Source organism: Kitasatospora sp. NPDC057015 (genome assembly GCF_042673745.1).
In the GTDB taxonomy this organism is placed as follows: domain Bacteria; phylum Actinomycetota; class Actinomycetes; order Streptomycetales; family Streptomycetaceae; genus Kitasatospora.
Map to the genome: position 1 here is coordinate 1 of NZ_JBHUSG010000033.1, position 12,196 is coordinate 12,196.

The 12,196-nt window shown below is 70.6% G+C and carries 12 protein-coding genes and 1 pseudogene; 9 read left to right on the forward strand and 4 right to left on the reverse strand.

The genetic code is table 11. The features are described 5' to 3' along the window. The 3 genes from ACFTWP_RS26505 to ACFTWP_RS26515 form a co-directional block, all read right to left on the reverse strand. Positions 1-248: hypothetical protein (locus ACFTWP_RS26505; protein ID WP_380267349.1), on the reverse strand; the 248-nt coding region annotated here is incomplete at its 3' end. A gap of 31 nt (positions 249-279) precedes the next feature. Continuing rightward, the gene (locus ACFTWP_RS26510) at positions 280-1,644 is read right to left on the reverse strand and encodes a PhoH family protein (protein WP_380267351.1); all 1,365 of its coding nucleotides are present in this window, start codon (positions 1,642-1,644) and stop codon (positions 280-282) included. 1,589 nt (positions 1,645-3,233) lie between these two features. After that, positions 3,234-3,848 (reverse strand): DivIVA domain-containing protein, encoded by a 615-nt coding sequence (locus tag ACFTWP_RS26515; protein ID WP_380267352.1) that lies wholly within the window; start codon positions 3,846-3,848, stop codon positions 3,234-3,236. Positions 3,849-4,554: 706 nt separating this feature from the next. On the opposite strand from ACFTWP_RS26515, the pseudogene ACFTWP_RS26520 reads away from it, so the two are divergent. Further along, positions 4,555-5,052, forward strand: a pseudogene (locus ACFTWP_RS26520) (transposase family protein); the annotation flags it as partial. 34 nt (positions 5,053-5,086) lie between these two features. Here the strand turns inward: ACFTWP_RS26520 and ACFTWP_RS26525 are convergent. Then, positions 5,087-5,455: a hypothetical protein gene (locus ACFTWP_RS26525; protein ID WP_380267353.1), complete on the reverse strand. Its 369-nt coding sequence runs from the start codon at positions 5,453-5,455 to the stop codon at positions 5,087-5,089. A 402-nt stretch (positions 5,456-5,857) separates the two neighbouring features. Between ACFTWP_RS26525 and ACFTWP_RS26530 the strand changes: the two genes are divergently transcribed. The 8 genes from ACFTWP_RS26530 (at position 5,858) to ACFTWP_RS26565 (ending at position 11,855) form a co-directional block, all read left to right on the forward strand. Further along, positions 5,858-7,063 carry an IS256 family transposase gene (locus tag ACFTWP_RS26530; protein WP_380267461.1) on the forward strand — a complete coding sequence of 402 codons (1,206 nt, stop codon included), beginning with the start codon at positions 5,858-5,860 and terminating at the stop codon, positions 7,061-7,063. Positions 7,064-7,208: 145 nt separating this feature from the next. After that, on the forward strand, positions 7,209-8,555 hold the full coding sequence (locus ACFTWP_RS26535) for a helix-turn-helix domain-containing protein (RefSeq protein WP_380267355.1): 1,347 nt from the start codon (positions 7,209-7,211) through the stop codon (positions 8,553-8,555). Next, positions 8,552-9,181: an HAD-IA family hydrolase gene (locus ACFTWP_RS26540; protein ID WP_380267356.1), complete on the forward strand. Its 630-nt coding sequence runs from the start codon at positions 8,552-8,554 to the stop codon at positions 9,179-9,181. Before ACFTWP_RS26535 ends, ACFTWP_RS26540 begins: the two co-directional genes overlap by 4 nt. Positions 9,182-9,353: 172 nt before the next feature. Then, entirely contained in the window at positions 9,354-9,827 is a 474-nt protein-coding gene (locus tag ACFTWP_RS26545; RefSeq protein ID WP_380267468.1) for a hypothetical protein, read from the forward strand. A 59-nt stretch (positions 9,828-9,886) separates the two neighbouring features. Continuing rightward, a complete protein-coding gene (locus ACFTWP_RS26550; protein WP_380267357.1) occupies positions 9,887-10,237 on the forward strand; it encodes a hypothetical protein in 351 nt (116 codons plus the stop codon). Positions 10,238-10,250: 13 nt separating this feature from the next. Next, positions 10,251-10,718 (forward strand): ATP-binding protein, encoded by a 468-nt coding sequence (locus ACFTWP_RS26555; protein WP_380267359.1) that lies wholly within the window; start codon positions 10,251-10,253, stop codon positions 10,716-10,718. A gap of 17 nt (positions 10,719-10,735) precedes the next feature. Beyond that, complete coding sequence (locus ACFTWP_RS26560) at positions 10,736-11,290, forward strand: hypothetical protein (RefSeq protein ID WP_380267361.1); 555 nt, start codon at positions 10,736-10,738, stop codon at positions 11,288-11,290. After that, positions 11,280-11,855, forward strand: a complete 576-nt coding sequence (locus ACFTWP_RS26565; RefSeq protein WP_380267362.1) for a hypothetical protein — start codon at positions 11,280-11,282, stop codon at positions 11,853-11,855. The genes ACFTWP_RS26560 and ACFTWP_RS26565 overlap by 11 nt, the downstream gene beginning before the upstream one ends. Positions 11,856-12,196: the final 341 nt, after the last annotated feature.

Sequence of the window (12,196 nt, forward strand, 5' to 3'; positions counted from 1 at the left end):
TGGTCGCGGGCCTCCCGAAGGGTGGAGGCGAGCCGTTCGTTCTGGGCGGTCACGCCGGCCAGGTTGGTCTGGAGCTCGACGATCCGCTCTTCGAGAACTGCCGGAACGTGCGGGGAATCGGTACTGCGGGCGTAGGCGTCACGGCTCACCGTCACAGCTCTCACCTCCTCCGGTAGGGCTGAAATCTGGCGTACACATCCGTGCCTGGATGGAAGGTGGACTGCGGACGATGCGATCCGGGAGTGCACCGGACACCTGGACCGTCCGGGCAGGGCCTGGTCAGATTTCGGGGGTCTCCAGCATCTCGGTGACCAGGGCGGCGATGGGGGAGCGCTCGGAGCGGGTGAGGGTGATGTGGGCGAACAGCGGATGGCCCTTCAGCTTCTCCACCACCGCGACCACGCCGTCGTAGCGGCCCACTCTCAGGTTGTCGCGCTGCGCGACGTCGTGGGTGAGGACGACCCGCGAGCCCTGGCCGATCCGGGACAGCACGGTGAGCAGGACGTTGCGCTCCAGCGACTGGGCCTCGTCGACGATCACGAACGCGTCGTGCAGGGAGCGCCCACGGATGTGGGTGAGCGGCAGCACCTCCAGCATGCCCCGGGAGATCACCTCCTCGATCACGTCCGGGGGGGCGATGGCGGACAGGGTGTCGAAGACTGCCCGCGCCCAGGGGCTCATCTTCTCCGACTCGGATCCGGGCAGGTAGCCCAGCTCCTGGCCGCCGACCGCGTACAGCGGGCGGAAGACCATCACCTTGCGGTGCTGCTGACGCTCCAGCACCGCCTCCAGCCCGGCGCACAGCGCCAGCGCCGACTTGCCGGTGCCGGCCCGCCCGCCCATCGAGACGATGCCGACCTCCGGGTCGAGCAGCAGGTCCAGCGCGACCCGCTGCTCGGCACTGCGCCCGCGCAGCCCGAAGGCCTCCCGGTCGCCGCGCACCAGGCGCACCCGTCCGTCGCCGGCGACCCGGCCCAGGGCCTTGCCGCGCTCGGAGGTGAGGACCAGTCCGGTGTGGACGGGCAGCTCCTCGATACCCTCCACCTCGACGGTGGCGTCGTGGCCCGCACCGAACAGCGCGTCCACCTGGTCACCGGAGACGTGCAGTTCGGACATACCGGTCCAACCGGACGTCACCGCCAGCTCGGCACGGTACTCCTCCGCCAGCAGGCCCACCGAACTGGCCTTGATCCGCAGCGGCAGGTCCTTGGAGACGACCGTGACGTCGTACCCCTCGGCCTGCAGGTTGCGGGCGACCGCGAGGATGCGGGTGTCCGCCTCGCCGCCGCCGATGTGGTAGCCGGCGGGCAGTATCGACGTGTCCGAGTGGTTGAGCTCCACCCGGATCGTGCCGCCCAGCTCGCCCACCGGGATCGGCTCGTCGAGGCGGCCGTGCCGGATCCGGTAGTCGTCGAGCAGACGCAGCGCCTGGCGGGCGAAGTAGCCCAGCTCGGGGTGGTGGCGCTTGGCCTCCAGCTCGGTCACCACCACGACGGGCAGGACGACCTCGTGCTCCTCGAAGCGCGTCATGGCGAGAGGGTCTGCCAGGAGCACGCTGGTGTCGAGAACGTACGAGCGCCGGTCGCCCTTGCGGGTTCGGTGGTTCGGGTCGGATCCGTCGGCGATGGAGGCTCGGTGGTCCATGCGCTCGCCTCCTCAGGCAGCTGATCTCGACCCTTCGAAAAACTCCGGGGCCGTGGTTGGGTCGCTGTGTGCTCCGGTGCCTGCCTGGAGCGTTTCGCGGACGGGACCGCGCTTCGCGGGAAGCCGCGGTCGGCTGGTGATGAGCCTTTGGCAGGTCGCACGGCGGCGGGGACGCCGTTGCGGTGCTCGGGCGGGTGGTGCGCCGTTCGACGCGTTTCGCCCTGATCAGCGAGTTGACGGTCTCGGTGGTGGCGCTGTCAAGGGTCTACGGCATGTGCTGTGGAAACCGTGCCCTCGAGGTGGTGCCCGTCCTGGGGACCGGTATCGCTCAGTGCGTCCGGCCGGCTTTCCGGAGCGCTCCTGCGGTGGGGGCGCAGTCGCGTTCCGGCGTTCCGGCGGCGGGTCGCGTCTGCTCGGAGGGGCAGGCGGGGGCGGGGGTGGCCTGGGCCGTCGCCGCCGTGCCGGGCGTGCTCGACGGCCCGGCCGGTGCGGGTGTACTCGACGGGGCGGGGGGTGTCGGGATGCCGGCGGTCGGGGGCGGGGAGCCGGTCGGCGTCGGCGTCGGTATCCGGGAGGGTGAGGGGGCCGGGTTCGTGGTCGGTGCAGGGCTCGGTGAGGGCTTGCTGGCGGGGGCGACGTCGGCGGTCGGCGGTGCGGCCGTCGTCGGAACGGGTGTGGGGGCCGGCACCGGGGCTGTGGCCGGTCTCGGGGTCGCTGAGAAGACGTCGGCCGGGGTGTCGGACGGCGTCCCGGACTGTTCCTGGGCGGGATGCGACGAGGTGGGAGCGGGCGGGACGGACGCGGGCTGGCTGGGAGCGGCTGGTGGCGACGGGGGTGCGGCAGAGGTGGCCATACCAGGGAGCGTCGTACCGGTCGCCGTTGGGCCCTTCGTCGCTGGAGTATTCGGGGTCGGTGCGGGGGTCGGTGCGGTGGGGGCACCGGCGGGGACGGGAAGTCCGGGCGGCTGCGGATCGGCAGGCGTGGGGGAGGTTCGCGGTCGGGGTACGGTGACCGAGGGCGTCGAGGGCGGGGTTCGGACGCTCGGGGACGGGACTGCGCCCGCCGGCGGTCGGAGGCCGGACGCCGGTGCGGAGAACGTACCGGTGCCGGCACCTGAGGACAGGAGCAGGGACGGGGACGAGGAGCTGGCGGGCGGGAACCGGTCGGGCCCTCGGACCTGGAAAGCGCTGGGAGCGGCGGGAGATCCGAATGCCGCAGGGCCGCCGGGGGAGGGCTGGATTGCCCAGCTCAGGCCGGCGACGGTGACGGCCGTGACGGCGCCGAGCGCGCACAGCTTACGTCCCAGAGCCGAGTTCCGCCGGTGCTTTGCCTGGTTGTTCATCGTGGCAGGGCCCTTTCGTGCGTCGCCGGCCGAGCCGCAGCGGGCTGGGCGCTCCGGCCTCCTGCCCGTGGGGGATCCCGCGCCCGTTGGTGGTGGCCGGGAGTGGTGGTGGCTCAGTCGAGATCTTCGTCGAGGAAGAAGTCGCCGACCCGGGCCGGGACGGCGGCGTCTTCAACGGGGCAGGGATCTCCAGGGGTACGGGGGACGGCCGATCGGGCCGCGCGGTGTCCGGCCGGACGACGGCCGGTCAGTCGACAGACGGGCCGTTCACCGGCGCTTCGAGCAGCATCAGCTGCAGGCCGACGTAGGACTTCAAGCGGATGCGGTACTCCTGCTCGAAGCTGTCCAGGGCGTTGATCCTGCTCTGCAGTGCGGACCGGGCCGATTCTAGGGCGCCGATCGCCGACCGGTGCCGGTCCCAGGCATCCCGTTCCAGGGCCTCGGCCCTGGAACGGGCGGCGCGCTCGATACCCCCAGCGCGGCCGCGCGCCTCGCCGACGACGGCTTCGGCCTCCCGGCGCGCCGCCTCGGTCACCCCGTCAGCGACCCGCTGGGCCAGTTCCAGCAGCCGGGCGGCACCCCGGGCGTCCGGCTCATGCCGGGGCGGCCACAGCGGGGGAGCCGGGGCGGCCCGCGGGCCGGCCACGGGGTCCACTGGTACCGCCCGCAGGGGCTGCACCTTGCGCTGCGCCGACTGCCGGGCGATCAGTTCGGCCCGCAGGGTTTCGTTCTCCCGGGTCAGGCGGGACAGTGCGGCTTCGACGCGGTCGAGGAAGTCGTTGACCTCCTTCACGGCGTAGCCCTCGCGGAGCCGGACGATCGTGAATTGCTTGGTGCGGACGTCGTCGACGGTCAGTGTCATGGGTTCACCCCGGAGTGGTGCTGGCTCGGCGTGCGGAGGTGTTGAGGTTCGCCTGTCGTTCGGGCAGAGTGACCGGCACGGTGGGACCGGCGCGACGACGTGCCGGTCCGTTCTCGGACGACGGGTGGGGGTGCCTCGGTCGGGGACGGTGGGACCCGGAGCCGGTGGAGGCGCCCGCCTGTAGCGGTACGTGCACGAATTTGCCGTGCGGGCTTTCTATCCCACGCGGCCGCCGTAAGTCCAGCTTTTCCCCGCACGGGGTTGGGGTTGCCATTGGGAACGGGGGCGTGCTTCTCATGCCCGCGAACGCGGCGAGGGCTTCCAAACCTCCTGGAACCGTCCGCCTGCGAGCGCTTCGGCTTCCGCGGCCGCCGCCCGCGCCGCAACCGGTTCCCGAGCCCTCTCGATCCCGAGCGCCGGCAGGTCCCGCTGACATGCCCCCGGCCGGGCAGGTCGGCGTTTGACGCAGCTGCGGACGGCGAGCGCGGCGAGGCCGAGGAGGACGGGTTCGCCGATGCGGGAGGCCATCTCGGTGATCGTGCCGGGAGGGCGAGGGTTCCGGCCGCTGGAGCGGAACGCGACGGAGTTGACGACCGCCAGGGCCCGGGTCTGTAAAAAGAACGGCTCTGTTCCGTAGTCGGTGGTGACGGTGTGTGTCCGGCTGCGATCATGAGGTGTGGATGAGTCCAACTCTCTTGTGAATGTGGTGTTTTCCGGGTTGTCGGCCTTGGTCGTCGAGGATGTGGTGGATGGCGGTGAGGTGGTCCGGGTGACGGCCCGGACCCGGGATGTCCCGGCGTCGTGCCCGGTGTGCGGGGTGCCGACCGCGAAGGTGCACGGGTACCACTGGCGGACGGTGGCGGACGTGCCGTTGGACGGCCGCCGGGTGGTGGTCCGGGTGAGGGTGCGGCGGCTGGTGTGCCCGGTATCGGGCTGCCGGCGGCAGACCTTCCGCGAACAGATTCCGGGGCTGCTGGAACGCCTCCAGCGCCGGACCACACGCCTGACTGGCCAGCTCGCCGCAGTGATCAAGGAGTTATGCGGCCGGGGCAGCGCCCGGCTCGCCCGGCTCCTGGCCGCGCCCGTCTCCTATGCCACGGCCCTTCGCCTGTTGCGGCGCACAGCCGTGCCGGCGGTGTCCGTGCCCCGGGTGATCGGGGTCGACGACTTCGCCCTGCGCCGTCGGCACCGCTACGCGACCGTGCCTCCGCCGTGAGTTCAGAGAAATTGAGGGGTTTTCAGCGGGAACCCGCGGGTCCGTCGGTGTGCTGGTCGGTGGTAGGTCCGTGAGTTCGGGATGAATGTGAGGGCCCGGCTTCGGCGGATGACTCCAGGATCTGGCGGGCTGCGGTGGCATAGCGGATCGCGGTCATCTCGGCGATGCCGAAGACTTCGGCCAGGTGGAGGGGGTCGGGGCCGTGGGTGAGGGCTTCTTCGAGCTGGCGGTCGACGCGAAGTCGTTCCAGCGTGGCCACCTGGTGGCGGACCGGGTTGGTGAGCCAGAGTCTGCTGACCGGCTCGGTCCCCAGGGCCGTCTGCCGGTTGACCAGCAGATGAGGGTTGGCGGTGTTCGGCCATCGCTGGCGCCGGTGGGCGAGCCAGTCCATGATGGCCTGCTGCGTGAGGTCGTCCAGGGGACGAGCGTGTCCACCGAGGCTGAGCCGGTGTTCGCCGAGGTCGATGTCGTCCAGACGAAGACTGGCGATGGTCTTCGACTGGGCCGCGTGGACGGCGGCCAGCAGGATGATGACCCGAGAGGTGGGGGGTGGTCGCGGCGGCCACGGCCTGGTGGACCTCCTCGGTTTCCAGCGGGAGGATCACTCCGTAGCTGTGGCGCCCGCGGCGGACCCGGGCGGTCGGGTCCGGGAGTGTCCAATTAACGGCGGATCACCCACTGTTCCAGGTAGCCGGATGGCTGGCCTGGGGAAGAGGATTCACCAGTGACTGACGTGACGACTGAGACCGTGGACGTTTCTGCCGTTGGGGCGGTGGACGACCAGCTGATCGGGATGCTCGTGGACCGCGCTCGTGCCGGTGGCCTGCAGCTGACCGGCGAGGGCGGGCTGCTGCAGCAGCTGACGAAGCGGGTGCTGGAGTCCGCCCTCGAGGGCGAGATGACCGACCACCTGGGCTACGAGAAGCACGACCGGGCCGGGCGCGACGGTGGCAACAGCCGCAACGGCACCCGTGCCAAGACCGTGATCACCGATGTGGGCCCGGTCGAGATAGCCGTGCCCCATGACGTCGAGAACAGCTTCGAGCCGCAGATCGTGCGCAAGCGCCAGCGCCGGCTCACCGGCGTGGACGAGATGGTCCTGTTGTTGTCGGCGAAGGGCCTGACGCACGGGGAGATCGCCGCCCACCTGGCCGAGGTCTACGGGGCGAACGTGTCCAAGCAGACCATCTCCACGATCACCGACCAGGTGATGGAGGGCATGGCGGAATGGCAGTTGCGTCCGCTGGACCCGATCTACCTGGTGGTGTTCGTGGACGCCATCAACGTGAAGGTCCGCAACGACCAGGTCGCCAACCGGCCCGTCTACGTCGCCTTGGCGGTCACCGTCGAGGGGACCCGGGAGATCCTGGGGATCTGGGCCGGTGACGGCGGCGAGGGCGCCAAGCACTGGCTGCAGGTGTTCACCGAGTTGAAGAACCGCGGCGTGAACGACGTCCTGATGCTGGTCTGCGACGGCCTCAAGGGCCTGCCCGACGCCGTGGAGGCGGTCTGGCCTCGAACGATTGTTCAGACGTGCATCGTTCACCTCCTGCGCAACAGCTTCCGCTACGCGTCGCGGGCGGACTGGGACAAGATGGCCAAGGCCCTGCGGCCGGTCTACACCGCACCGAGCGAGGCAGCGGCCACCGAGCGGTTCCTGGAGTTCAGCGAGATCTGGGGCGCCAAGTATCCAGCGGTGATCAAGCTGTGGTCCGACGCCTGGGCCGAGTTCGTGCCCTTCATGGCCTTCGACGTGGAAATCCGCAAGGTCATCTGCTCGACGAACGCCATCGAGTCCGTCAACGCGCGTATCCGCAGGGCCGTGCGGGCCCGGGGACACTTCCCGAACCCGCAGGCCGCGCTCAAGTGCGTCTACATGGCGCTGATGTCCCTCGACCCGACCGGCAACGGCCGAAAGCGCTGGACCATGCGCTGGAAGGCCCCGTTGAATGCCTTTGCCATCGTCTTCGAATGCCGTATGCCCACCGACATCAAGTAACCATCCAACAGGGCAGATCCGCCGTTAAGTTGACACACCTGTTTCATCCCTCGGCTGGGAGGAGGTCTTTCTCTGCTGTAGAGCGGTTCGGACGAGTAGGGTTGCGGTCTGTAGTGGTGCGATCACGGGCTTCGGGGTGTGTTCAGTGACGGAGATCGACAAGATCATCGGCCAGCGCATCGAAGCGGGGAGGCGACGCAAGGGCTTATTACAGCATGAACTCGCCGCCCGGGTAGGGCGCTCGGAGTCGTGGGTAGGACAGGTGGTTCGGGGAGTCATCCCGCTGGACAGCCTGAGTATGGCGGAGCGAATCGCCAGTGTGTTGGGAATGACCGCCGATCACATTCTGGCGTTCGACGTGCGGTATGGCACGGTGCCTGTGGTAGCACAGTCATTGAGATCACACACGTCTTCCTCGCCTTCGCCACGCGCCTTGTCGCCCGATACGGAAAGCTCAGAAACTGTGCTTCGACGTACCTTCACACTCGGCTCCCTGGCTGGCGTGACCGCCGCCATCGCGGGCCTGTCACCCGACGCCCGGGCCAAGGTCAGTCGGCCGTCCGGCGGCAACGTGGACCAGGCCACCGTGGCCGAGCTCCGCTCGATCGGCGCCAGCTACCGCCGCTCCTACAAGTCGTTCCCAGCCTCCAGTTTGGTCCCGGTGGCCCATGACCAGCTGCAGCTGGTCATCTCGCTGCGGCCGAAGGACCAGCCCGTCCACCTGCGGAACTCTCTGCTGGCGCATATGGCGGAGATGGCCGCGCTCGCCGCTGTCCTGCTCTCGCTCGACCTCGGCGACCAGGAACAGGCCGACGCCTACATGGACCTCGGCTACCAGATCGCGAAGGAGATCGGCAGCCCGGAACTGGCCGCCCTGATCCTCGGCGGTAGGGCCTTCCGCACCTCCTACGGCGGCGATCCCGAAGGCGGGTTGGACTACGCGCTCGCCGCAGTCGACGCCGCCGAGCGCGGGGCCTCGGAACGGATGCAGGCGTGGACGAACGCGGTCGCCTCCGAGATGTACTCCTCTACCGGCGACGAGCACGGTTTCCGGTCCTCCATGGAGAAGGCCCGCGCCCTGCTGTCAGGACCGATGGACGACGAACGGTGGGGCGGCATCGCCTGGTTCGACCTGTCCAAGGCCGATGCCTACGAGGGCAGCGACCTGGTGCGGCTCGGGCGGCACGCCGAGGCACTGCCATCCCTGGATCGGGCGATCGAACGACTGTCGCCCGAGATGATGCGGCACCGCTGCACCGCGTACATCTCCCGAGCCGAGGCACATGCCGGGGCGAACAACGTCGAGGCCGCGTGCGAGGACGGCCACGCCGCCCTCGATCTGGTCGCCCAGGTCCAGCATCGCGAGACCCTTCGCCGAGTCGCCGAACTGCATCGTGGCCTGCGGACCTACAAGACCGCGGGCACACGAAGCCTGGGCGAGCACGTGATCGACACCCGAACCCTGCTCAAGACCACCGGGAGTGCCGCATGAGCCGCCGCACAGGCCTGATCCTCGACTTCGGTGGGGTCCTGACCACCAGCGTGCCGGCCTGCGCGGTCGGCTTCGACCGCAGGGCCGGTCTGCCCGAGGGCACGTTCCTGTCCGTCATCGCCAAGCACCCCGAGGGCGTCGCACTGTATGCGAACCTGGAGCGCGGAACGATCACCCAGAGCGAATGGAACGAGCGCACGGCCGCCCTGCTCGGCATCGACTGCACCAATCTGCTCGGCCGGGTCCTGGAAGACCTGCACCCGGAGCCGTCGGTCATCGCCGCCGCCAAGGCCGCCCGCGCCGCTGGGATCAAGGTTGGGATCTTCTCCAACAGCCTCGGCAGCAAGCCGCACGACGTCTACGCCGGCTACGACTTCGAGCTGCTCTACGACACCGTGCTGATCTCCGAGCAATACAGGATGCGCAAGCCCGACCCCGAGATCTACGAGATCATGCTGGACCTCATGGAACTGCCGGGCGAGGCATGCGTCTTCGTGGACGACACCGCCCGCAACCTTCCGCCCGCCGAAGAACTCGGCATCGCCACGATCCTGGCGAAAGACCCGGCAGACACGATCGCGCAGATGGAAGCCCTACTCGGCATTCCGCTCACGCCACAGGTCTAGACCGATCCGCAGCCGGGTTGCGGGCCCGCAACCCGGCTGCGGATGCGACGCTCGCCGGGACGGCACTGTGGTCTCCAGGCCGCCCCGGGTGAGACAGGATTCCCCCCGACCCGGGGCGGCCGGCCAAGCCGCACGGCACCCAGCAGGGTGCCCAATCCGGAGCGGAGACCAGGTGACCACCACCGTCGCGAACACGACGATCACGGTCGAGCTGCCCGAGGCGTTCGACCAGCGTCGGACCCGCCTGCCCGGTATCACCGTGGACGGCAAGCACCCGATCGCGGCGACCTATAGGCTCTCGCCTGGCCGCGAGTGGCCGGAAACCCTACCGGCGAGCCGCCGATTCGCCGCCGCGCAGAAGAGCAGGGCGTTGTCGCGGGAGTTCTACGACCTGACGGGTGGCGACGCGATGCTGTCGCTTCCCCTGCGGCGGACCAAGGCCCGGACCCTGGTGAGCCGACGCCAGATCGAGGGCATCGTCGTGGCCGACCGCATGCACGTCGCGGTGGACGGGGCCGCCTACACCGCTCTTGAGGAGTGGGCGCTGACGAACCGCACCTTCGTTCACTTCCTGCGGGACTCGGGCGGGATCTTCGCCGACGGCGACCTCGTCGGCCGCCAGCCGGACACGGGCGAGGTGGCGTGATGGCCCGGGTTCTCGGCGGGTCTCCGACGGCGCAGCAGGCCGCGGACAGGTTGAACGTCGTGCTCAAGGTGATTGGTCTGCAGTTGCCGACGGTGGAGGCGGACCGGCATGCCCAGGCCGGTCCGTTCCGGCTGGTGTCGCTGGGTCGGGCCCCGGCGGAGCGGGTGCTCGCGTTGGCGGCCTGGATCGGTGACCGGGCCCTGCCGGGGGTGGAGATCGGTGGCAGCTCGGCTCGGGAGGCTGCCGAGCAGCTCACTCGCGTGCTGGCGGCCATCGGGCTGCCGCTGGAGTCCGTCGTCCCGGACGCCTATCCGGGCCCGGGAGGTGTGGACCTGGTCGCTCTGGGGCGCGCCTCGCCGCGGCTGGTCGGCGACCTGGCGGCCTGGATCGAAGCCCGTGCCGGACGGTAGGGATGTACGAGTTGTGCCGCACGTGACTCTGCTCGTCGTCGCGCAGGCATCCCACGTGGCCGGCCTGCGGGCCCGGCTCCCGGAACACCTGCGCGGGTGGGGGATAGGTCCCGAGGCCGAACACGACGTCCAGGTCGTGGTGAGCAACCTGTTCGCCGCCGCCCTCCTCCACGGGCGCGGAGGCCAGACGGTCTCCGTCAGGCTGTCCGCCGGCCGCGGGGCGCTGGCCGTCGAGGTCATGACGGGCAGCACCGCCTTTCCCCCGCCACGTCCTGACGCCCGCCCCAGCGCCGTCCAGCTCCCCCCGATCCTCGCGATCCTCACCACCGACTCAGGAGTGGAAGAGCGCCCGCACGGACGCCGCTTCTGGGCGAAGGTCCCCGTTCCCTCCGCGCGCCGAGCCCCACGCGGCCGCCGCCGCGCCTCCGCCCTCCTCTCCTGGACCGCCCCCCGTCCCCTGCGTCGGCGCCGAGCGGCCTGACCCGAAAGAGAACCGCCGTGCTCACGGACACCCTCCTTCCCCCGGCCAACGTCCCCGGCCTGCGCTGGCTGGCCAACCTCCACCCCGACCCCCGGGACGTCCTCGACACCTGGCACGCAGGGAAACTGGCCCCGATCCCGCTGGGCAACTTCCACGTCGTGCGCACCACCTCGACGCTGGGCATACTCGCCCTGCAGCAGCTGGAGCAGCAGGCGCCGGCCGCCAGGCCCGTCCTATGGACGCGCCCGTACGCCGTGATGGACTTCCTCGTGGCCCCGACGCCGCTCACCTGGCAGTCCGACGGGGCGGGCCGGCTGATCAAGGACGGATCCCTGGACTGCCCGCCGCCCGGCCGCGCCAGCGACATGCGCTGGCCCAGCCGCTGGGCCGCGCAGCCCGACGGCTCCGGCCACCTCCCGGACATGCACGAGATCGTGGACTGCCTGCTACGCCGCTACCACGAGGAGGCGGACCGGCCCGAGCCCGAGCCCATTACGGAGGCGCGGCCGAACGCTGGCGCGGCCGCCGCCTTCTTCGCGACCGCCCGACGGGCGGCCGCCGATGTTCACTGACCACCGGGCCTGCGCGACCCTCCCCGGCGCCCGGTGGCTGGCCGCCACCGCCCAGCCGGCGGACGCCGAACGCTGGCTGCGGGAGCGAACAGGGCTGCTGCCGGTCCCGATTGGCGAGCGCTTCGACGTTCTCTACCTCTACGAGGGCTGGGCCGCGGCCGCCCTGCAGATCCTGCGGGTCAACGGACGCTCCGTCGGCCCCGTGCTGCGCAGCGTCCGAGAGCAGCGCATGGGCGTCCTGGTGTCGCCGGGTAGCGCGGAGCGCTGGACGTTGCCGCACAGCACCGTCAGCACGAAGGCGGACGCCCTGGCCCTCTCCTGCCCCTTCCCCGGCACCTACGACGGCCCGAGCAGTCTCCTGTGGTCGTACCTGCCGGACGGCAGCGGCGACCTCACCTCCACCACCGACCTGAACGACGCCCTCGACGCCCACTTCGCAGCGCTGCCGGACAAGGTGCGCCCGGAGGAGGCGCCGGCCGGGGCCCCGGTTCGCACCAGGCTGCTGACGTACTCGCCGCCGCCCATACTTCCACCCTGCGAGAGCGGCAGGGACGCCCCACGGTGAGAGCGGCGCGGTCCGCGCTGTGCCAGGGCGGCTTCCACGACCTCTGCTACGACCAGCACGTCCCGTGCTACGACCAGCACGTCCCGCTGCCCAGTGCGGACCCCCGGTTCCCGGCCGACGCCCGCTGCTCCTGCTCCCGCGTGCACCCGGAACGCACCCGGGACTGGGCTGGCATCCGCGCGGCAGGCGGAGCTCCGCGCCGAGCAGGACCGCTACGACGAAGACCTGGCTCGCAGGGACCGAGAGACTCTGGCGCGACCCGAACGAACGGAGACGACTGTGTCCGTCCTTCCCGCTCCGGTCAGTGGACATCCCGGGCACCCGGCGGCGCGCTAGCCCGT

What these genes read in the sequence shown, in the direction of transcription:
- ACFTWP_RS26530 (WP_380267461.1), top strand. Translation starts at nt 5,858, where the DNA reads ATGCTCGTGGACCGCGCTCGTGCCGGTGGCCTGCAGCTGACCGGCGAG.
- ACFTWP_RS26565 (WP_380267362.1), top strand. Translation starts at nt 11,280, where the DNA reads ATGTTCACTGACCACCGGGCCTGCGCGACCCTCCCCGGCGCCCGGTGG.
- ACFTWP_RS26510 (WP_380267351.1), bottom strand. Translation starts at nt 1,644, where the DNA reads ATGGACCACCGAGCCTCCATCGCCGACGGATCCGACCCGAACCACCGA.
- ACFTWP_RS26540 (WP_380267356.1), top strand. Translation starts at nt 8,552, where the DNA reads ATGAGCCGCCGCACAGGCCTGATCCTCGACTTCGGTGGGGTCCTGACC.
- ACFTWP_RS26515 (WP_380267352.1), bottom strand. Translation starts at nt 3,848, where the DNA reads ATGACACTGACCGTCGACGACGTCCGCACCAAGCAATTCACGATCGTC.
- ACFTWP_RS26525 (WP_380267353.1), bottom strand. Translation starts at nt 5,455, where the DNA reads ATGGACTGGCTCGCCCACCGGCGCCAGCGATGGCCGAACACCGCCAAC.